Origin of the sequence: Massiliimalia timonensis, assembly GCF_900186585.1 — a bacterium.
Lineage (GTDB): Bacteria > Bacillota > Clostridia > Oscillospirales > Ruminococcaceae > Massiliimalia > Massiliimalia timonensis.
In genome coordinates this window covers 485,869-505,410 of the sequence record NZ_FYDD01000004.1, presented here as the reverse complement: position 1 = coordinate 505,410, position 19,542 = coordinate 485,869, and the positions used below count along the sequence as shown (strand labels likewise).

The 19,542-nt window shown below is 48.5% G+C and carries 19 protein-coding genes; 6 read left to right on the top strand and 13 right to left on the bottom strand.

Annotated elements, in window-relative coordinates:
• The first annotated feature begins 7 nt into the window (after nt 1–7).
• On the top strand, nt 8–490 hold the full coding sequence (locus CIB36_RS10215; RefSeq protein ID WP_093989452.1) for a YfcE family phosphodiesterase: 483 nt from the start codon (nt 8–10) through the stop codon (nt 488–490).
• 11 nt (nt 491–501) lie between these two features.
• A complete protein-coding gene (locus CIB36_RS10210; RefSeq protein WP_093989451.1) occupies nt 502–1,248 on the top strand; it encodes a biotin--[acetyl-CoA-carboxylase] ligase in 747 nt (248 codons plus the stop codon).
• A gap of 143 nt (nt 1,249–1,391) precedes the next feature.
• On the opposite strand, the gene ilvD is transcribed toward CIB36_RS10210, so the two are convergent.
• Nucleotides 1,392–3,104, bottom strand: coding sequence for a dihydroxy-acid dehydratase (ilvD, locus tag CIB36_RS10205; protein WP_093989450.1), 1,713 nt, complete (start codon nt 3,102–3,104; stop codon nt 1,392–1,394).
• Between the two features lie 321 nt (nt 3,105–3,425).
• On the opposite strand from ilvD, the gene CIB36_RS10200 reads away from it, so the two are divergent.
• From CIB36_RS10200 to CIB36_RS10185, 4 genes are all read left to right on the top strand, one after another.
• Nucleotides 3,426–4,481 carry a Gfo/Idh/MocA family protein gene (locus CIB36_RS10200; RefSeq protein ID WP_093989449.1) on the top strand — a complete coding sequence of 352 codons (1,056 nt, stop codon included), beginning with the start codon at nt 3,426–3,428 and terminating at the stop codon, nt 4,479–4,481.
• A 212-nt stretch (nt 4,482–4,693) separates the two neighbouring features.
• Nucleotides 4,694–5,407 (top strand): glucosamine-6-phosphate deaminase, encoded by a 714-nt coding sequence (nagB, locus tag CIB36_RS10195; RefSeq protein ID WP_093989448.1) that lies wholly within the window; start codon nt 4,694–4,696, stop codon nt 5,405–5,407.
• A 30-nt stretch (nt 5,408–5,437) separates the two neighbouring features.
• Nucleotides 5,438–6,913 (top strand): xylulokinase, encoded by a 1,476-nt coding sequence (gene xylB, locus CIB36_RS10190; protein ID WP_093989447.1) that lies wholly within the window; start codon nt 5,438–5,440, stop codon nt 6,911–6,913.
• Between the two features lie 13 nt (nt 6,914–6,926).
• Nucleotides 6,927–9,356 carry a beta-mannosidase gene (locus tag CIB36_RS10185; protein ID WP_093989446.1) on the top strand — a complete coding sequence of 810 codons (2,430 nt, stop codon included), beginning with the start codon at nt 6,927–6,929 and terminating at the stop codon, nt 9,354–9,356.
• A gap of 79 nt (nt 9,357–9,435) precedes the next feature.
• On the opposite strand, the gene CIB36_RS10180 is transcribed toward CIB36_RS10185, so the two are convergent.
• The 12 genes from CIB36_RS10180 to CIB36_RS10125 all read right to left on the bottom strand — a co-directional run bounded on the left by CIB36_RS10180 (nt 9,436) and on the right by CIB36_RS10125 (nt 19,488).
• Entirely contained in the window at nt 9,436–9,930 is a 495-nt protein-coding gene (locus CIB36_RS10180) for a hypothetical protein (protein ID WP_093989445.1), read from the bottom strand.
• A gap of 149 nt (nt 9,931–10,079) precedes the next feature.
• The gene (gene hydE / locus CIB36_RS10175) at nt 10,080–11,120 is read right to left on the bottom strand and encodes a [FeFe] hydrogenase H-cluster radical SAM maturase HydE (RefSeq protein ID WP_093989444.1); all 1,041 of its coding nucleotides are present in this window, start codon (nt 11,118–11,120) and stop codon (nt 10,080–10,082) included.
• A gap of 112 nt (nt 11,121–11,232) precedes the next feature.
• On the bottom strand, nt 11,233–11,643 hold the full coding sequence (locus CIB36_RS10170) for a VOC family protein (RefSeq protein ID WP_093989443.1): 411 nt from the start codon (nt 11,641–11,643) through the stop codon (nt 11,233–11,235).
• A 43-nt stretch (nt 11,644–11,686) separates the two neighbouring features.
• Entirely contained in the window at nt 11,687–12,010 is a 324-nt protein-coding gene (locus tag CIB36_RS10165) for a hypothetical protein (protein ID WP_093989442.1), read from the bottom strand.
• Nucleotides 12,011–12,268: 258 nt separating this feature from the next.
• Nucleotides 12,269–12,991 (bottom strand): cysteate racemase, encoded by a 723-nt coding sequence (cuyB, locus tag CIB36_RS10160; protein ID WP_093989441.1) that lies wholly within the window; start codon nt 12,989–12,991, stop codon nt 12,269–12,271.
• Nucleotides 12,992–13,019: 28 nt separating this feature from the next.
• Complete coding sequence (locus CIB36_RS10155; RefSeq protein WP_093989440.1) at nt 13,020–14,237, bottom strand: carboxylate--amine ligase; 1,218 nt, start codon at nt 14,235–14,237, stop codon at nt 13,020–13,022.
• Between the two features lie 168 nt (nt 14,238–14,405).
• The gene (gene rbr, locus CIB36_RS10150; protein WP_093989439.1) at nt 14,406–14,945 is read right to left on the bottom strand and encodes a rubrerythrin; all 540 of its coding nucleotides are present in this window, start codon (nt 14,943–14,945) and stop codon (nt 14,406–14,408) included.
• A 16-nt stretch (nt 14,946–14,961) separates the two neighbouring features.
• The gene (locus CIB36_RS10145) at nt 14,962–15,375 is read right to left on the bottom strand and encodes a Fur family transcriptional regulator (protein WP_093989438.1); all 414 of its coding nucleotides are present in this window, start codon (nt 15,373–15,375) and stop codon (nt 14,962–14,964) included.
• A 154-nt stretch (nt 15,376–15,529) separates the two neighbouring features.
• Complete coding sequence (locus CIB36_RS10140) at nt 15,530–16,486, bottom strand: ROK family protein (RefSeq protein WP_093989437.1); 957 nt, start codon at nt 16,484–16,486, stop codon at nt 15,530–15,532.
• Nucleotides 16,487–16,533: 47 nt separating this feature from the next.
• Entirely contained in the window at nt 16,534–17,499 is a 966-nt protein-coding gene (locus tag CIB36_RS10135) for a type I phosphomannose isomerase catalytic subunit (RefSeq protein WP_093989436.1), read from the bottom strand.
• Nucleotides 17,500–17,582: 83 nt separating this feature from the next.
• Nucleotides 17,583–18,602 carry a LacI family DNA-binding transcriptional regulator gene (locus CIB36_RS10130; RefSeq protein WP_093989435.1) on the bottom strand — a complete coding sequence of 340 codons (1,020 nt, stop codon included), beginning with the start codon at nt 18,600–18,602 and terminating at the stop codon, nt 17,583–17,585.
• 67 nt (nt 18,603–18,669) lie between these two features.
• Nucleotides 18,670–19,488, bottom strand: coding sequence for an endonuclease/exonuclease/phosphatase family protein (locus tag CIB36_RS10125; protein WP_093989434.1), 819 nt, complete (start codon nt 19,486–19,488; stop codon nt 18,670–18,672).
• Nucleotides 19,489–19,542 lie beyond the last annotated feature (54 nt).

The following is a 19,542-nucleotide window of genomic DNA, read 5'->3' as shown; positions in this document are numbered from 1 at the left end:
CTTTGCTATGCAATACCGGGTCGTTGTGATCTCTGACACCCATGGGCGTTTTCACCCGCTGTATCAAATTGTAGAAAAGCATAAACAGGAGGCTGTTTGTTTCCTTCATCTTGGGGATGGCCAGCACGAGGTAGAGGATATCATGTCCCTTTACCCGGAACTGCGGTTTTATTCTGTACCCGGAAACTGTGATTTCGGCGCGCAGGGGCCTATGGTCCGCTCCATTACAATCGGCTCAAAAACAATTTTGTTCACGCATGGGCACACCTATCATGTGAAGCATGGACTGTATCATTTAAAACAGGCGGCCCGCTCCCAGCATGCCGACATTGCCTTATATGGGCACACCCATTGCAGCTTTACAGAATATGACGATGGGCTGTACATCATGAATCCCGGCAGTCCGGTCCAGCCGCGCAACGGTCCCGCCAGCTATGGGATCATAGACATCACTGATGCCGGGATCGTACTGAATATTGTCAAGCTGTAAAGGAGGAGCCAATGAACCATCCATACCCTGTTATTTCATTTCAAGAGCTTGCTTCCACCAATACCTATGCAAAAGAAAACCTCGGCAGCCTGCCCGAACAATGCGTCATCACAGCAGACTGCCAAACTGCCGGCAAGGGACGGCTGGGGCGGCATTGGGCAAGTCCTCCCGGACAGGCGCTTTACCTAACTTTTGTCCTAAAGCGTCCCCAATTTGATTTTTCTATGCTTCCGCTGATCAGCGCTGTTGCAGTTTGCCGGGCGCTCCAGCCGCAGACAGACGAACTGTTTCAAATCAAATGGCCAAACGACGTCCTTCTCCATCAAAAGAAGATCTGCGGGATCCTGTGTGAAAGCTGTATCAAGGGAAGTGAAACGGCAGTCATCAGCGGAATCGGTATCAACCTAAATCAAACCGCAAAGGATTTTTCAGAGGAAACGCTCCCTTACGCGACCTCCCTTGCGATTGAACTGGGGAAAAATTTTTCTATCCCCCAAACACGCGACCGACTGATCCAAGCCTTCGACGACACTCTTTCCCTGTTTATACAGCGCGGATTTGAGCCGCTCCGGGAAGAATATCAGGCTAAACTGATAAACACCGGGAAAGAAGTGCGGGTGATCTATCAAAAGCAGGAAGTAGTCGCTACGGCAATCGGGATATTGGAAAACGGGAATCTTTTATGCCAAAAAGATGGAAAGACCTTTTCCGTCAACAGCGGCGAAGCATCCGTGCGGGGACTGTACGGATATGTATAAATAAAAGACAGGACAGTGCTTTGGCATTGTCCTGTCTTTTATTTATCGCCGGCACCGTATCCGCTGTCCCGGTACCGAGCCTCTGAACGGCTTCCCATTTCATGAGCTGGACCTTAGAACAAAAAGCCGCGTCGTTCAGCCATTCACCGAAAGGGAATAAGGGCAGTGGTTTCCGTTTCCTCACACACCGGGATGACCGCCCCGTGAGAGGCATTTTTAACATTCTTCGCATACTGGTACAGGTATCCGTTCACCTGTCTTCGGTATTGATATGGAGAATCTGCGCGGCGCTTTTCAAAGTTTACTTCCGGCGCTTCAATCAGACCGCTCTGTACGTCAACCGTAATGATATCCCCGTCCTGTAAATATGCGATCGGTCCATCCTCCGCCGCTTCCGGACAGATGTGGCCTACAAAGCAGCCGTTGTTAGAGCCTGAAAAACGTCCATCGGTGACAACGCATACCTTACCTCCCAGGTCCATGCCGACCAACAGCTTCATTGCCTTATACATTTCCGGCATTCCCGGGCCTCCTTTCGGTCCTTCGTTTCGGATCACAAGCACCTGCCCTGCTTGAACCTGTCCGGCACGAATTCCCGCAAGGGCCTCCTCCTCGCCTTCATAAATCTTTGCGGGGCCGGAAAAATACAGCGCCTCATCCGGGATGGCGGAGGGTTTGGTCACCGCGCCCTCCGGCGCAAGGTTTCCCTTTAAAATACCGATCCCCGCACGCCGGTGTACTGGATCCTCCAAAGAACGGATCACCTCTCCGTTATATTTTTTCGCATGGAGCAAATTGTCCCGCAACGTTTTTCCGGTACAGGTCTTCTGTTCCATCGCCAAGAACGGCTCCAATTCTTTCATCATAGCCGGAATCCCGCCGGCTTCATAAAAATCCAGCAGGGTATATTTTCCGGCTGGGATCATAGGGGTCATATGTGGAATATCCTTGCAGATTTCCCCGATCTCAAAAACAGAAAAATCAACCCCGGCTTCGTATGCTACCGCCAACAGGTGCAGTACCGCATTGGTGGAGCCCCCAATCGCAGAGTTTACCCTTACCGCGTTGGATAACGCCTGTTTGGTGATAATATCCCGTGGACATAGGTTTTGCTTTACCAATTCCATAACGGCAGTCCCGCTTTGATATGCCGCTACCAAACGCTGGCTGTAAACCGCCGGGATCGTCGCTGTTCCCGGCAGCATCAGCCCCATTGCCTCCGCAAGGCAGCCCATTGTATTCGCAGTCCCCAGCATGGCACAGGAGCCGATCGTCGGAACTGCGTGATCCTCGATCCATGCAAACTGCTCTTCATCGATCAGCCCAGCCTTCAAAGCCCCTTCCGACTGCTGAATGATAGAATGGTCGATATATTCCCCGCCATATGGATTATTTTCTTTCATGCGCCCCGGCAGGCTGGGCCCGCCATTGACTAAAACCGCCGGCAGGTTCAGCCGTACTGCCGCCATCAGCATCCCCGGCACGATCTTATCACAGGCGCCTAACAGTACCAATCCGTCCAATCTATGCGCCTGTGCCATTGCTTCAATATCATTGGCGATCATTTCACGGGTAGGAAGGATATAACGCATCCCTTTATGTCCCATCGCGATCCCGTCACAGGCGCCAATAGTCCCAAATTCTACAGGCATTCCCCCCGCGGCCTGAATCCCCTCCCGCACCCTTTGGGTCATCTGCCGAAAAATCACATGTCCCGGGCAAATCGTATTAAAGGAACTAACGATCCCGATCACTGGTCTTTTCAGCTCCTTGTCCGTGTATCCGCCCGCCTTATATAAGGCACGCACATTTGCCCATTCCGGACCGTGCAAAATATCCTGGCTTCTTGTTTTCATGTTCTTCCTCCTGTCCCTGCGGCATTTTTAAAGTGGCACGCAAGCTTATTCGCAGGCACCGTTTAAAAAGAATAAAATACGCTGTCTTCAGCTTACCTTATTTCCTCTCAAAAATCCATGAAAATTTTTACTGAAAATCACCCTCTTTTCCTCTGTCTTTTCACCAAGAAACAGCGTTCCCAAAAGGAAACACTGTTTCTTTTTTCCAGAGCCCGGAAATAAAAAATAATTTTCTCAGAAATTCATATCGGTTATTGCGCAAACTCAGCCGAATGCTGTATAATAGCAGGTAGAAGAAAAACTTCTTGAGGAGGGTATTTTATGGTAGGAAACACATTTCAGGTCGCCATTGTCGGCTTGGGAGGCATGGGCAACTGGCACAGGGAACTGATCGCCGATGTAGAAAACATGGAGATCTGCGGCAGTTTTGACATCAAAGAAGAGCGTCAGCAGTTTGCTAGGGAGCATGGGATCACCCCATACAACAGCTTTGAAGAAGTGTTGCAGGATGAAAAGGTGGATATCGTCCTGTGCGCTACCCCGAACGACGCACATAAAGATATCGTGATCCGTGCTTTGAAGGCCGGGAAACATGCGATCTGCGAAAAGCCTGCAACCATGTATTCCAAAGATTTTGAAGAAATGATGGCTGTGGCAAAAGAATGCGGCAAGTTGCTGGTGGTACACCAAAACCGCCGTTGGGACGAGGACTTCCGCACCGCCAAGAAAATCTATGATGAAAACATGCTGGGCAGCATGTTCCGCATTGAATCAAGGGTGCATGGATCCCGGGGAATCCCGGGTGACTGGCGCCAGGAACCGGAGCACGGCGGCGGCATGCTGCTGGATTGGGGCGTCCATATTCTGGACCAGGCGCTTCAGATGATCCCGCACAAAGTATCCAAGGTATATTCCTCCTTTACTCATGTGACCAACGAACTGGTAGACGACGGTTTTACCTGCGAACTGACCTTTGACAATGGGCTTATCTACATGCTGGAAGTGGGAACCAGCAACTTTATCAATCTTCCGCGCTGGTATCTGCTGGGGCAGAACGGTACTGCTGTCATCGAAGACTGGGATCTATCCGGGAAGATCACCCGCATCACCGACTGGAGCAAAAACGACGCCGTACCGATCAGAACGGCTGCCGGCCTGACAAAGACCATGGCCCCGCGTACAGAAGAGACCATTCACACCGACCCATTGCCGATCGTTCGTGCAGATGTTCACGATTATTACCGCAATGTCATGGACGCAATTTCCGGAAAAGCTGAAATCATTGTGAAAAATGATGAGGTCCTGCGTGTATTAAGGCTCATGGAAGCGATCAAAAAATCAGCAGAAGATCACATCGTCGTAGATTTTGAAGCATAAAATAAACAAATTCCTATTCTCACCAGATGTTAGAAGACTGTTCCAACATCTGGTGAGTTTTTTTCTATATTTTTATAGATTCTCTCTAGTAATTTTTTTCACTTTCTTTTATAATAAAAGTAATGAAGAAAGGGAACACATTTCCTTTCTGATGGATAAAAACCTTTCGTTTCAACCTGACAAGTTCATTATCTGAAAAAGGAGATTAGGCTATGAAACTTCTCAAAGCAGACAGTCCTCAGGACATGAGCAGAAAAGCGGCCAATATCATTTCAGCACAGATCATTCTGCATCCTCACAGTGTGTTGGGCCTGGCGACCGGCTCTTCGCCGATCGGCACTTATGACCAGCTTGTAGAATGGTATCAAAAAGGGGATCTGGATTTTTCCGAGGTAACTACCGTCAATTTGGACGAATACTGCGGACTGGATGGGTCCCATGAACAAAGTTACCGCTATTTCATGAACCAGCACTTGTTTAACAGGGTAAATATCAACATGGAACAAACCCATGTTCCAAATGGAAAAGCAGAAGATGTTGCCGCGGAATGCCGGCGTTACGATTCCCTGATCGCTTCGCTGGGCGGGATCGACCTTCAGCTTCTGGGACTGGGGCACAACGGCCACATCGGCTTTAATGAACCAAGCGGTGCGTTTGAAAAAACGACCCACTGCGTCGCCTTGGGAGAAAGCACCATTCAGGCGAACGCACGGTTCTTTGACAGCATTGACGAAGTACCACGCAAGGCGATCACCATGGGGATCAAATCTATCATGCAGGCCAAAAAAATCCTGCTAATCGTCAACGGAGAGGACAAGCGCGATATTCTGCACCAGTCTTTGTTTGGTCCTGTCACGCCAAATGTGCCGGCTTCTATTTTACAACTGCACCCGGATCTGACTGTAGTTGCCTGCAACGCACTTTAAGCCTCACCACCAGCAAAGGAGTACATAACCATGCCTTATTTTGCAGGGATTGATCTGGGTACTTCCAGCGTCAAATGCTTCATTGCAGACCAAACGGGGCAGAAAATCTCCGCCCATCATGTCGATTACGATGTCGCTGTCCCACAGCAAGGGTATGCGGAACAAGACCCGCTTACCTGGTGGAGCGCCACCCGATCCGCTATTTCCGGCGCATTAAAAAAGGGGAACCTGTCCGGAGAAAAAATAAAAGCCGTCGGTCTTTCCGGGCAAATGCACGGTACCGTTCTTCTGGGCAGGAAGGGAAACGTGCTTCGCCCCGCTATTCTTCACTGCGACGGACGTGCCCAAGTAGAGGCCGGTCAGCTATCCGAATGGTTAGGGGATAGCCTGTTTCAAAGCCTGTATAATCCGTTGTTCAGCGGCTCTCAGCCGCCTTCGGTTTTCTGGGTCAAAAAGCATGAGCCACAGCTGTTTGAAAAAATCACCTGCATCCTGCTGCCTAAGGATTATATCCGCTATTGTCTCACTGGCGAGATCGGAACCGAGATCACCGACGCCTCCGCCTCCCTATTTTATGATATTCGCCACGGGGAATGGTCGCGGCAGTTATTGCAGTTGCTTGGCCTTTCACAACACCAGTTCCCACAGGTCAGCCTGCCGTATGACCATGCCGGTGTTATTTCCCAAACAGCCGCCGCCCAAACTGGGCTGGCGGCCGGTACGCCAGTCGTGTTCGGCGCGGGCGACCAAGCTGCCCAGCTTTTGGGGAACGGCGTTTTAAAGCCCGGAACCGCCACTTCCAATATTGGCACTTCCGGACAGATCTGCACCCCTTCTTTCGGCCCTGTGTGGAACCCGAAAGGGAATACCAACACCTTTGCCCATGCGGATAAAGGAATGTTTTATGTCATGGGGGCAATGCTCAGCGCCGGATTGTCCCTGAAATGGTTTACCGGTCAGGTGCTTCGGGATACAAATTACCGGGAATTGGACGAACAGGCCGCAAAACTCCCTGTGTCGGCAAAAGGCCCGGTATTCCTGCCCTATTTGTGCGGGGAGCGCACGCCGCATTTAGATGCCTCGGCAAAAGGGGTGTTCTTTGGGTTGGGGCTTGAGCACAGTTATCTTCACATGTACCGGGCGGTCATGGAAGGGGTCGTGTTCGCCTTAAAGGATTCCATGGAAATACTGGAGGCTTTGCATCTTCCGATTCACACCGTAGTTGCCTCGGGCGGCGGCGCTAACAGCAAGCTCTGGCTTCAGATCCAAGCGGATATTTTAGGACATGAGATCCGTACCACGTCTTCGTCAGAACAAGCGGCCCTTGGTGCGGTGATTCTGGCAGCGACAGGAAGCGGGTTTTATGCAGATCTTTCCCAGGCCTGCGAGCAAATGGTGCATCCTGGTACGGCCTACGCTTTACCGGACCCGGAACGGGTCTGCATCTATCAGGAATTATATCAGACCTATCGGGCCTTATACCCGAAATTAAAAGAGCTATATTAGGAGGAATTCACACATGGTAAGACAAAAACTGCACCACGGATGGAGCATGCAGATCTCTGGGGAAACAGAACAGATCCCTGCGATTGTTCCGGGTTCCGTGTACAACGACCTGCTGGAAAATGGGAAAATGGAAGACCCGTTCTGGCGTGACAACGAAATGGAAGCGCTCAAGATCATGGATCACGATTTCAATTACACCACCACTTTCACCGCAGAGGAAGGGATCCGGGAAAGCAAGCAGGTGCTGCTGCACTGCGACGGGCTGGATACTATCTGTGATGTCTTCCTCAACGGTACCCTGCTTGGCTATGCCAACAACCAGCACCGTGTCTGGGAATTCGATGTAACCGACCTGTTGGATGAGGAAAACGAACTGAAAATCGTGTTCTATTCCCCTACAAAATATATTAAAGAAGAGCAGAAAAAAATCATCGTTGACGGTTCGGAACATGCAATGGTAGGTTTCCCACATATTCGCAAGGCACACTGCATGTTTGGCTGGGACTGGGGTCCAAGACTCCCCGATGCCGGGATTTGGCGGGACATTGTCCTGCTTGGGATCAACGAAGCGCGGATCGACAGTGTATATATCACACAGCACCACAAAAATGGGACGGTCGATCTGGAACTAGACGTAGACGCCGACGTGATCTGCGACGACGCTGAGCTTTCCTACACCGTTACCTTGACAGCTCCTGATGGGACAGTTTCCAGCTATCAGGATTCCCCGGAAACCATCTCCGTGGAAAACCCGCAGCTTTGGTGGCCGAACGGATACGGCGCGCAGCCTCTTTATACCGTGCGGGTCGACCTGTTTGCTGACGGCGAAATGGTGGACACCTGGGAAAAACGGATCGGCCTGCGCACTATGACCATGCACATTGAAAAGGACGAGCACGGGGAAAGCTTCGCGCACGAAGTCAACGGCGTACAGATCTTTGCCATGGGCGGGGATTACATCCCGGAGGACAACATCTTCTCCAGGATCACGCCGGAGCGCACACGAAAGCTTCTGGAGCAGTGTGTGGCTGCTAACTATAACTCTATCCGCGTCTGGGGCGGCGGATATTACCCTGACGACTGGTTTTATGACGCCTGTGATGAATTAGGCTTAGTGGTATGGCAGGATATGATGTTTGCCTGCGCGGTATATGAACTGACCGAGGACTTTGAAGAAAATATCCATCAGGAGCTGATCGACAATATCAAACGTCTGCGCCACCACGCCTCCTTGGGACTCTGGTGCGGTAACAACGAAATGGAAATGTTCGTAGATCAATGGGAATGGGTGACCACTCACAAGCAAAAAGCTGATTACATCAAGATGTACGAATATCTTTTCCCGAAAATCTTAAAAGAGTACGATCCAAATACCTTCTACTGGCCTGCAAGCCCGTCCTCCGGCGGTTCCTTTGATAACCCGAACGACCCCAACCGCGGAGACGTCCATTATTGGGAGGTATGGCACGGAAACAAGCCGTTCACCGATTACCGCAATTTCTATTTCCGATATGCGTCCGAATTTGGGTTCCAGTCTTTCCCGTGCGAAAAAACGGTAGAAAGCTTTACCCTGCCCGAAGACCGGAATATTTTCTCCTATGTGATGGAAAAGCATCAGCGAAACAACTCGGCAAACGGGAAGATCATGAATTACATGTACCAGACATACCTGTATCCTACCGAATTCGGTACCTTGCTGTATGCTTCACAGATGCTTCAGGCAGAGGCGATCAAATACGGGGTAGAACACTGGAGAAGGAACCGCGGGCGCTGCATGGGCGCCATTTACTGGCAGCTTAACGACTGCTGGCCAGTGGCAAGCTGGGCTTCTGTCGACTATTTCGGCCGTTGGAAGGCGCTGCATTACTATGCAAAACGATTCTTCGCACCGTTAATGCTTTCCTGCTGCGAAGAGGGGACCCTCTCTCAGGAGCCAAACGTGAATGCAGAGTGCCAGGATATTGAAAAGAGCATCCGTTTGAACGTGGCGAATGAAACGATGCAGGAACAGACTGTTACTGTGCGCTGGGCGTTGCGCAAAAACGATTCCTCTGTTTTAAAATCCGGGGAAGAAGTCGTAACCGTCCCCGCGCTGCAAAGCCTGTGGCTGGAAAAGATCTGTTTCCCGGAAGCGGACATCCACACTCAATATGCAAGCTATGAAATGGAACAGGACGGAAACGTTATTTCTTCTGGTACTGTATTGTTCTGCGCGCCGAAGCACTTCCAGTTCTTAGATCCACAGATCACAGTAGCTGTGGATGGAAATGAACTGGTGGTAACTGCCAAGCAGTATGCAAAAGGCATTGAACTATTCAATGAAAATGAAGACTGGGTATTAGAAGACAACTATTTTGATATGAACGCCGGCACCCGCCGCATTAAGATCATCAGCGGGGCACCTGTTGGTATTAAGGTTCGAAGTGTTTTTGATATCCGATAAAAAATGGCAGCCGAAATGGCTGCCATTTTTCATAAAGAAAAAAGCTGAAACGAAAATCGTTTCAGCTTTTTTCGCCATATTATTCGTCGTCGTTTAAAAGAGCTAAGCCCATATCCAGAACCTCTTTAAAGGTCTTATCCGGAACAGCTTTCATAGAAGTTTCAATCTGTTCTTTAGAAGTTTCCAACTGCTGTTTTACAGTGTCCGTTTCCATGGACGCGCGCAACATATCTTCGGTCAGCTCAATCCCCATTGCGTTGCTGGTGTAAATGGTAACCGCGATGATCGCTTCCATTTGTTCTTCTTCAGAAGCAGCTTCGTATTCTTTGTAGGTCCAGGAAAGGTACTTGGAATCCGCGCCTTCCACCTTTTCCCCAGCTTCCGAGGAAGTATCTTCTGCCGGTTCGGAGGATTCTTCCGCTTTAGAAGAGGTATCCTCTTCTGGTTGAGAAGATTCTGCCTGAGAAGAAGTTGCTTTGGAACCAACATCATCAGGTTTCTTTTCTCCACAGCCAACCATTACGGTAACTGCCATCGTGGCAGCCATGATCAGTGCCAGTAATCTTTTTTTCATAAATAAATTATCTCCTTGCTATAATCTAACTATAATAGTATAATTATACTATCATAGAAACAATAACAAGTCAACAATTTTAAATTAAAATTTCGGATTTGTGATATTTTTAAGAAATTATTATGAAACAAAATATTTTGTCTCGCTTTTTATTCTTGTTTGCAATCTCCTCGGTCAACCAATAATCGGTAACCGATCGCCTCCATCCGCTTTTGAAGTTCTTCACGGCATTCCGCCGCTTCTACCCCAGTGGAAATTTTATTATCATACAGCATATATTTTTTGCGCACATCTAAAGGGGAAAGATTAGGCATCACTACATTGGCACCTGCCAAAATCCCTTTTTCCCGCCCATAGGGATGGATCGTCCCAAGCGCTGTGGTCGCCGGGATCAAAATATTGGGGAACATCAGCCGCAAAATACCAATCATTAAAAGCGTCTGCTCCATGCTGCCGGAAGGATATTGGGCAAACGGAGTATCTTGGTGACGGATAAACGGCCCGATCCCCACCATCTGAGGCTCTAAATCCCGTAAAAATAATAGATCTTCTGCCAAAAGCTGTGGAGTCTGCCCCGGAGAGCCTACCATAAACCCCGATCCCACCTGATAGCCAATTTCTTTCAGCCAATACAAGCACTGCTTTCGCTGCGAGGCAGATAAGCTTTCCGGATGAAGCTTTTGGTAATGCTGTTCATTTGCCGTTTCATGCCGCAACAGATAGCGATCCGCGCCCGCATCAAACAGCATTTGATATGCCTCCCTTGACTTTTCCCCAACCGACAGGGTGATCGCGCAGTCAGAAAAACGCGTTTTGATCTGTGACACTAGCTCCGCCAGTTCCCTATCCTTCCAGTATCCATCCTCTCCCCCTTGCAGGACAAAGGTACGGAAGCCCAGTTCATACCCCAGCTCACAGCAGGAGAGTATCTCCTCTTTGCTTAAGCGGTAGCGGGCCGCTTTCCGGTTGCTTTTACGGATCCCACAATAGTAACAATCATTTTTGCAGTAATTGGTAAATTCGATCAATCCCCGGGTATACACGCCGTTTCCGTAATAAGTACGTGCCGCCCTGCGCGCCTTTTGGAACAGATATTCCTTTTCTTCCTCTGAACTATGTTCGATCAAAGCCGCAAATTCATCCTTTGTTAAGGTTCTTTGGGCTTCTAAACAGTCTATCAGTTGCTTCATGGCTCTCGTCCTTTATTGTTTCATCTTTCCTTTGATTATATAGTGTTTCTTCTGATTTGTAAACTCACAAAAAAGGGCGGCCTACCCGGTAAGCCGCCCTTTTTCTCGTTGATCAGTCTTTTACTTCGACAAATTCCAGACGCTCTCCATCCGGGCCGGTAATAAAGAAATACCGGCAGCTTGCCGGTGCAAAGATCGGCATGGATTCAATCCCGTTGGAAACCACTTCATACCCTTTTTCCTGACAGTAACGGTTCATTTCGTCCAAATCGTCTACCATCACTGCAATATGGTCAACGTGGCCATCCGCACGTGCGGCGATCCCAGCGCGCTCTTCAGCGTCCAATGACTGGTATAACTCAACGGTGCAGTCCCCGCTGCGGATCATGGCTATATTATAGCCGTTCCACCCCTCCAGACGCGCTGCTACTTCAAATCCAAACTGCTGATAAAAGGTGATGCTTTTGTTCAGGTCAGTACACGGAATCCCAACATGCGCTAACCCTTGTGCTTTGATACTCATGATGATATATCCTCCATTCGTTTATTACAGGAACCGGACTCCGCTATCCCTCGTCCTCATTCCGTTCTTCCGCTTCTTCGATCCATTTGATATACTGCTCGTAGGTACGAATCTGCTCCTTGAGTTTTGGGAGCATGTGGGCTTTTATTTTAGGCAGGATCGTGTCCTTGTCCGCAGTCAGCCAAACCCCTGCAATATGACTGCGAAACCCATAATCTTTCAAATTGAGCCAATAATCCACAAAGCAGTTCCCGCGTTTAGGCTCGCTTTGGTCTACGCGGTACTCCACGGTGATCTCCACATCCTCACGTCCGCATTCTTCCTGGGTCAGGAAAAAACGAAACGCGTTCAATTTTTTATAATGCACCTGCTTTTTCCCCTCTCTTTTTTACGATGTGGGATAGTAAACGACCCGTTTAACCCTTTTATGATACTTGCTAAATCTACCATGATAAAAACGGCGGTGCCGCCAGACGCGAAAGATCCTCGTTCTGAGAACCATTTGGGGGACGGTAACAGACCGTTTACCGTCATTATACCACACCCAAAGAAAAAACGATAGTTTTGCCCGCTCTTTTTGTCAGACACCACAAAACGGTACAGAAATTTCTGTACCGTTTTCTAATCAAACTTCTTCTTTTAGTTCTTTGCCGGCAAATAAAATCGTCTGTTCTGCCAAAACAGTCAGCGAATCCACCACATCAGGGCATTCTTGTTCCAGCTGAAGATCTGCAAACGCTACAGAAAGCTCTGTGCAGCCCAGCACAATCGCCCCGCAACCCATCTTCCGCAGGGTGTTGACCACAGAAAGGAATTCTTCCTTCCCTACCTTTTTCCCTGCTTTCACCTTATCATAAATCATGGAAGAAACCTGCTTCTGAACGTCTGCTCCCGGATAAAGGCAACTTAAGCCATATTTTTCACAGGCAAGGGCATAAGTATTAGTGTAGATCGTCCCTTCGGTTGCCATCACACCGATCGTCCGAAGCTGCGGGACCTTTGCCAAGCATCTTTTTACCGTTTCCTCAATGATATTCAATAAAGGGATGTGGATCGACTCCTGAACCGCCTCAAAAAAGTAATGTGCAGTATTGCAGGGCAGCACCACAAAATCACAGCCGGCATTCTGCAAGGTCTTGGCATCTGCGATCATCGCCTGCAACGGCGATTCACTGCTTTTCCCTAAAAGAAAGTCGGTCCGGTCCGGGATCGTAGCATGGTTAGAAACCAGCATATCCAAATGATCCTGATCCCGTGCCGCTCGTGTTTTATTGAGAACCATCTCCATAAAATACACAGTAGCCATCGGTCCGACACCGCCTATGATCCCTACTAACTGTGGCTTCATTCGCTTATTCTCTCCCTTTTTTTACATTTTACAGATAAGCTTCAAAGCGTTTTTTCTGCTTCATCATAAAGTATTTTGCATACAGCTTATGGATTAGATTCGTGTCCCCTTTGTAATCAATTGGGTTGGAGACCTTTCCCTCACGGTACAGCCGCTCCACCTGTTCTTTCAGTTTTTCATCCTGTACATATTTCATGATGATAGATTTTGGGATCACTGTATACAGGTTTTCACGGTCGGCAATGACCGGTTCCTCCGCAAAATCCTTATGATAGATCAAATCATCCACAATCCATTTTACTGCGTTGAACCCGCTGCCGGTCACATAAAAATTGCTGCGGCCCAGCCGGGTGTTGATTTCAAAATAACGGTAGGAATGGTCCCGCATATCATATTTGATGTCAAAATTGGCAAAGCCTGTGTAGCCCACCTCTTCCAGCATTTTTTTCGCTTTGTTCATCACATCCAGCTTCACTTCATTGATGATCGCGACCGGGTTCCCGATCGCCATTGGCCCCTGATCCTCCATCAAGGTTCTGCCAAAGGACATGAAACGCACCTTAGAGTTGCGGTCGCAGTAACAGGTCAGGATGTTCATGTAGGTATCGTCACCTGGAATAAAATCCTGAATCAGGAATTTATAGTCATAGGAGCTGGTCTCCAGCTCTTTTAGCATGGCGCGCAACTGATCCATGGTCTCAAATTTGAAAACCTTTTTCTTTCCCTTAAATTCCGCATAGTGGTACTGGGCACTGCTCGCAGGTTTGGCGATGACCGGAAAACCAAATGGCAGATCCAGTTCATTTTTCTCTTTGCAGTCATACACAAAGGTTTTGGGATAAGGCACACCCGTTTGGTCGCAGATCTCGTAAAAGCTGTCCTTTAAGACCAGACGGTTCATCAGGTCCTCTTCAATATACGGGATCACATAATAGGGGGACAGCTCTTTCCGGTGTTCAATGATAAGCCGGACATACCAGTCGCCGCAGGCAATCAGGATCAGCTTTTTGTCCTTTCCCCGTTTCTCTCCCAAATCGAGCAGAGTCTTTAAAAAAATCTCCTCCTTGTGCATATTGGGAACGATGATGTTTTCGATAATACTGGAATAGGAATTCAGCCAGTTTTTCTGCATGCTAATTGCAATGGATCTAATATGGTATTCTTCATGGAAGCTTCTTGCCAAGCTATAGGTGGTAATATCCCCGCCTAAAATAACCGGGATAAACTCTCTCTCTTCTAATTTCACGTCGCTTCGTCTCCTAATATCGTGTAGTGGGGCAATCAGTATTAGTATGCCTGATTTTTTTAAAAGAAGACAGGATTTTTCAGGCAGCTAACTGAAAACTTGTCCATTTTTATTATAACACAAAAAAACCGGAAGGACAATTCCATTCCGGTTTTTTGTATCACTGCATTAATAGTTTTCTGCCTTGATCTGGAAATAAGCTTTCGGGTGTGAACATACCGGGCATACCTCCGGCGCAGCTTTTCCAATGTGAAGGTGTCCGCAGTTTGCACACTGCCAAATCATATCGCCATCTCTGGAGAATACCAGTTTGCCCTCCACGTTGCTCAACAGCTTGAGGTAGCGCTGCTCGTGTTCTTTTTCGATCTCACCAACAGCTTCAAACAAATAAGCGATCTGCTCAAAGCCTTCTTCTTTTGCTTCCTTTGCAAAGGTCGCATACATATCGGTCCACTCATAGTTTTCGCCGGCCGCAGCGTCTTTTAGGTTGGTCATGGTGTCAGCGATCGCGCCGTCATGAAGCAGTTTAAACCAAATCTTTGCGTGTTCTTTTTCGTTGTTCGCAGTTTCTAAGAACAGATCTGCGATCTGGTTGTAGCCCTCTTTTTTTGCTTTAGAAGCGTAGTATGTATATTTGTTTCTTGCCTGTGATTCGCCTGCAAAAGCAGTCATTAAGTTTTGTTCTGTTTTTGTTCCTTTTAAATTCATTTTTATTTCCTCACTTTCAAATTTTATTTCTCAGCTCTGTAGCTGGGATCAACGATTCCTTTCGGCAATGCGCGCAAATCCCCAGGACCATCAAGCCGCAACGGTTCATCTGAAAACCTGTTTTCTGCAAAATCTCCTTGGAAAGCTCTTCTGCCAGATCGTGCTCTAAATCAAATATCTCCCCGCATTGGGTGCAAAGCATATGGTGATGATCATCCATCATCCCGTCAAAGCGGTCAGATGCGTTAGGCACTAAAATTTTACGGATCATTTTATGATCAGCCAAAAAATTCAGGTTACGGTAGACCGTTCCCAAACTCAAATTCGGCTCTGCTTGTTTCAGCATGGCATACACATCATCTGCAGTTGGATGAATTGGATGCTCTTGAACAGTGCGAAGGATCAATTCTCTTTGCCGGGAGTACTTCATTGTTCAGCCTCCAATATAATAATAGTAATGATTACTATTATAGTATAACAAATTTTCAAAAATTGTCAAGTGCTTTTTTGAATTTATTTCCTCCAAGTATGATGCAAAAACGCCGAACAGGCTCCTGTCCGGCGTTTTCCTAATATCAATATGATCATGCTTCCAGCCCAAGCATTGCTGCTCCGATCAGGCCCGCATCGTTGCGCAGCGCCGCCGGAATGATCTTTGTCCGCTTTGCGGGGTCGCGGACATAGTTGTTTTCATTGACCAACTCTGTCAGCGGAACGATCAGGGTATCTCCTTCCTTAGAGATCCCCCCGCCGATACAAAGGATCTGCGGCTGGAAAATATTGATCATGTTGGCGATCCCAACACTCAAATATTTGATATACATGTCAACGACTGCTTTGGCCGCGGCATCGCCTGCGCGCATCCCATCAAAGGAGGTGCGTCCGTTTGCTTTATTGATGTCGCCCTCGCACAGTTCCCACATCTTAGAATCCTTGTGCTCTTCCATGGCTTCTTTTGTCATATTGATCAGGCCAGTTGCAGAAGCATATGCTTCAAAGCAACCTAATCTGCCGCAGGTACATGGACGGCCATCCACCTCGATCACAGTATGGCCCAGTTCAGCGCCTGCAAAGTTAGAACCGGTCAAAATTTTCCCGTCGATGATGACTCCGCCGCCAACGCCGGTGCCAAGAGTGATCGCCACCAAAGAAGTACAGCCCTTTCCCGCGCCGGCAAGGTATTCCCCATAAGCCGCCGCGTTGGCGTCATTTTCAATGTAAACCTTTTTATTTAGCAGTTTTTCCAGTTTTTCTACCAGCGGAACATCATACCAATCCAAATTATTGGAGTACTCGATCATTCCGGTATCCTTGTTCGCAGATCCCGGAGAGCCGATTCCGATCCATTCCACCTGATCCACTGTCAGTTCTGCCTTTTCCAGTGCACGCTTCGTGGTTTGGGCAATATCAGCAATTACTGCGTCCGCACCACGTTCCGGTTTTGTTTTGCAGCTTTCCTTTACCAAGATCTCATAATTTTCATTGACCACGCCGGCAACGACATTTGTGCCGCCCAAGTCGATCCCTACATAATATTTCATCTGTTTTCCCCCTGTTTTCTTCTTATTATATTCACGCAGTTTTTGCGTTATAGGCTGCTTAGCAGCACAGTGCCGCTTCCAGTCAGTTCATATTCCCCCATGTCCGCAGGAACCAATACGCTGTCCCCCTTGAACAGGGCAATACTGTCAAAACCATAATCCAGTTCCATTTCCCCGTCAAGCACCAGCAAAGACTGGAACGAAGATGCATCCGCCATAAGCTGTGCACAGTACTCGATCTCCAAACGGCGCACAGTAAAGTATTCGCAGTGCGCAAGCAGGGTGTCTGTATATCCACGTTTTTGCTCCGGCTTGCTTTCTGGTTCCGGCTTCCGGGAAACCGGCTTCAGGCTGGTCACCTCCAGTGCCTTTTCCACATGCAACTGGCGCGGCTTTCCGTCAGGGCCTACCCTGCCAAAATCATAAACGCGGTAAGTTGTATTGGAATTTTGCTGGATCTCCGCGATCAGGATCCCTTTTCCGATCGCATGCAAAGTACCCGCTTCAATGAAAAAGACGTCGCCCTTGTGGACCGGGACCTGGCGCACTACCTCCAGCAAGGTGTTTTCTTCGATCCGGCGGGCAAATTCCTCCCGGCTGATCTCCCTATCGAACCCATAAATCAGCGAAGCGCCTTCTTCGCAGTCTACGATATACCACATCTCCGTTTTCCCGTACTCGCCCTCTACCCGCAGCGCGTATTCATTATCCGGGTGTACCTGTACTGATAAACAGTCCGCGGCATCGATCAATTTGATCAGCATCGGGAAATATTCAAAGGAGCCCGCGTTACTGCCTAATATCTCCTTGCCCTGCTGCTCAATATAATCGCTTAAAAGCAAGCCTGCCGCTTCCCCATTTGTGATCACACTGGTGCCGTCCTTATGGCAGGAAAGTTCCCAGCTTTCCGCTATCTTCGGAAGCTCTGACTGTTTTCCATATTCCTGTTTCAGCCGCTGTCCGCCCCAAAGATAGTCTTTCAGCGGCGCAGTCAATTTTAATGGATACCGCATCCGTTTTTCCTCACTCTCCAACTGGTCTTCTTACTTGATAGGATACCATAATTTACCGTCAGGGTCAACCAAGCAAAGACACGTCACAGGCTGTATTTGATCTTAATTTCATTTTGGGTGTAATGCTGGACCTGCTTCGGCTTTTTCTGGTACATTAAGTAGTCAAACAATGTGCGTATCGTCAAATATCCCTGAGAAAAAGGCTGCTGCCCTATCGTTGCCTGAATCACGCCGTCTTTTAGCTTTCCCATCACATACGGCGTTTCATCGTGGGTAAGGATGGTGATCTTCCTGCCGTCAACCTCCGCGGCTTCTACCGCACCCCGCACCCCGGCTGCCGCAACATAAAGGGCGTTGATCTCCTGATGCTCTTTTAAAAGCTTAACGGTGCAGTAGTAGGACTGGATGTTGTCGTCGTTGTTCTCCACCACCTCTATAATCTCCATCTCCGGAAAATCACGCCCAGCGATTTCGGAAAAGCCTTGTATCCGCAAATTATGCCCCAGCATCTTGGCAGAGCCAGTGATCACGCCCACCTTTGCCGTACCGCCGGTAAACAGTCCCATTAAACCGCCGGCGATCTGCCCGCTTTTCTGGTAATCACAACCCACAAAGGCGATTTTTTCAACCCCCTCCACATCCGCATTAAGGGTAGTCACCGCGATCCCTTCCCGAGAAAGGCTGTTCAAAGCGTCAATAATAACCGGATCGTCGATCGGGGTAATGGCCAGTGCGGCGATCCCCTCCTCCCTGAGCTGTTCGATCAATCCCAACTGTTTTGACACATCAAATCCCTTCATCATCCTCAAGGAAATGCTTACGCCAAAGCTTTCGATTTCTTTTTTCGCCTTGCGGATCCCAGCCAGCACCTCGTCAAAAAATTCATTGCCATCCGAGTTCATCAGCACTCCGATCAGGCAGGGCTTGTTGGTGTTGGCAAGGGCTTTTGCCACTGCGTTAGGACGGTAATTGAGCTCTTTGGCGATCTGCAAGATCCGTTCCGCCACTTCTTTTTTTACGCCAGCACGGTGATTCAACGCCCGGTCGACCGTCCCGCGGGATACCCCCGCCAGCTCCGCAATTTGTTTGATAGTTACCGCCATTGTATTCTTGTTCCTCCGTCCTCTTTTTGCAGAAAGGAACAGCGGACGCTTCCGCCCGCTGATGCTGTTAATTCTTAAATTGCAGGGTCGCAACGATCGGATAATGATCAGACAAAAATTTCCCGTCCTTTGCCGTATGGTCTACATAGGTGTTGACTACCTCCAGATCATCCGACACAAAAATATAATCCAGCCGCGCGTTTCCCTTTGTGGTCCCCTTAAAGCCGTGATAGGTATTTAAGGACTCGACCTGCCCGTTGGCATATGCGTATGCATCTACCAATTTGATATTGGGGAACCGATGCTTGTTTTTGCGTAGCCGTTCCACCAGCTTGTTGTCGGGCCGGACGTTAAAATCCCCCATCAGCACCATCGGCATCGGCGATTCCTGCTGGAACTTGTCCATGTACTCTAGTATCATCTCCAGCCCGACCTTCCGTGCAAAACCAGAGATATGGTCAAAGTGTGCGTTAAATACCCGAACCTTTTTCCCACTGTCCTTAAACGTGACTTCACAGATCGTACAAATGCGGGGGAAAAACGCCAAAAACGCATGGCTGCCAAACTTCTCCGGACGCTTGGAAAGCCAGATCGTCTTTAAAAATTTTGCTTCTAAGTTATCATTTCGGACTAAAATATCAGAATGCTCGTTAAAAAGCCGCTTGCTTCTCCCCTTTCCAAACAGCTGGTATTCAGAAAGATTGTCCATGATATCCTTTTTCATCTTGGGCATCAACTCCTGAACGCCTACTACGGCCGCACCTGATTTCCGAATAAAATCAGATACCATATATTTACGGTAATTCCACCGGTTTTGCCGGTCCAAGAAACTATCCTTGCGCAGATTAAAGGTAATCACCTTAAAAGTTAAAGCTGCGGATTCCATTGCTTTCACCTTCAAAATAAATTTTTGGGTCGTCCCAAAGCGATACTATCTTTA

Coding starts and splice junctions, on each gene's coding strand:
- CIB36_RS10215 (WP_093989452.1), top strand. CDS start 8: ATGCAATACCGGGTCGTTGTGATCTCTGACACCCATGGGCGTTTTCAC.
- CIB36_RS10210 (WP_093989451.1), top strand. CDS start 502: ATGAACCATCCATACCCTGTTATTTCATTTCAAGAGCTTGCTTCCACC.
- ilvD (WP_093989450.1), bottom strand. CDS start 3,104: ATGAAAACAAGAAGCCAGGATATTTTGCACGGTCCGGAATGGGCAAAT.
- CIB36_RS10200 (WP_093989449.1), top strand. CDS start 3,426: ATGGTAGGAAACACATTTCAGGTCGCCATTGTCGGCTTGGGAGGCATG.
- nagB (WP_093989448.1), top strand. CDS start 4,694: ATGAAACTTCTCAAAGCAGACAGTCCTCAGGACATGAGCAGAAAAGCG.
- xylB (WP_093989447.1), top strand. CDS start 5,438: ATGCCTTATTTTGCAGGGATTGATCTGGGTACTTCCAGCGTCAAATGC.
- CIB36_RS10185 (WP_093989446.1), top strand. CDS start 6,927: ATGGTAAGACAAAAACTGCACCACGGATGGAGCATGCAGATCTCTGGG.
- CIB36_RS10180 (WP_093989445.1), bottom strand. CDS start 9,930: ATGAAAAAAAGATTACTGGCACTGATCATGGCTGCCACGATGGCAGTT.
- hydE (WP_093989444.1), bottom strand. CDS start 11,120: ATGAAGCAACTGATAGACTGTTTAGAAGCCCAAAGAACCTTAACAAAG.
- CIB36_RS10170 (WP_093989443.1), bottom strand. CDS start 11,643: ATGAGTATCAAAGCACAAGGGTTAGCGCATGTTGGGATTCCGTGTACT.
- cuyB (WP_093989441.1), bottom strand. CDS start 12,991: ATGAAGCCACAGTTAGTAGGGATCATAGGCGGTGTCGGACCGATGGCT.
- rbr (WP_093989439.1), bottom strand. CDS start 14,945: ATGAATTTAAAAGGAACAAAAACAGAACAAAACTTAATGACTGCTTTT.
- CIB36_RS10145 (WP_093989438.1), bottom strand. CDS start 15,375: ATGAAGTACTCCCGGCAAAGAGAATTGATCCTTCGCACTGTTCAAGAG.
- CIB36_RS10140 (WP_093989437.1), bottom strand. CDS start 16,486: ATGAAATATTATGTAGGGATCGACTTGGGCGGCACAAATGTCGTTGCC.
- CIB36_RS10135 (WP_093989436.1), bottom strand. CDS start 17,499: ATGCGGTATCCATTAAAATTGACTGCGCCGCTGAAAGACTATCTTTGG.
- CIB36_RS10130 (WP_093989435.1), bottom strand. CDS start 18,602: ATGGCGGTAACTATCAAACAAATTGCGGAGCTGGCGGGGGTATCCCGC.
- CIB36_RS10125 (WP_093989434.1), bottom strand. CDS start 19,488: ATGGAATCCGCAGCTTTAACTTTTAAGGTGATTACCTTTAATCTGCGC.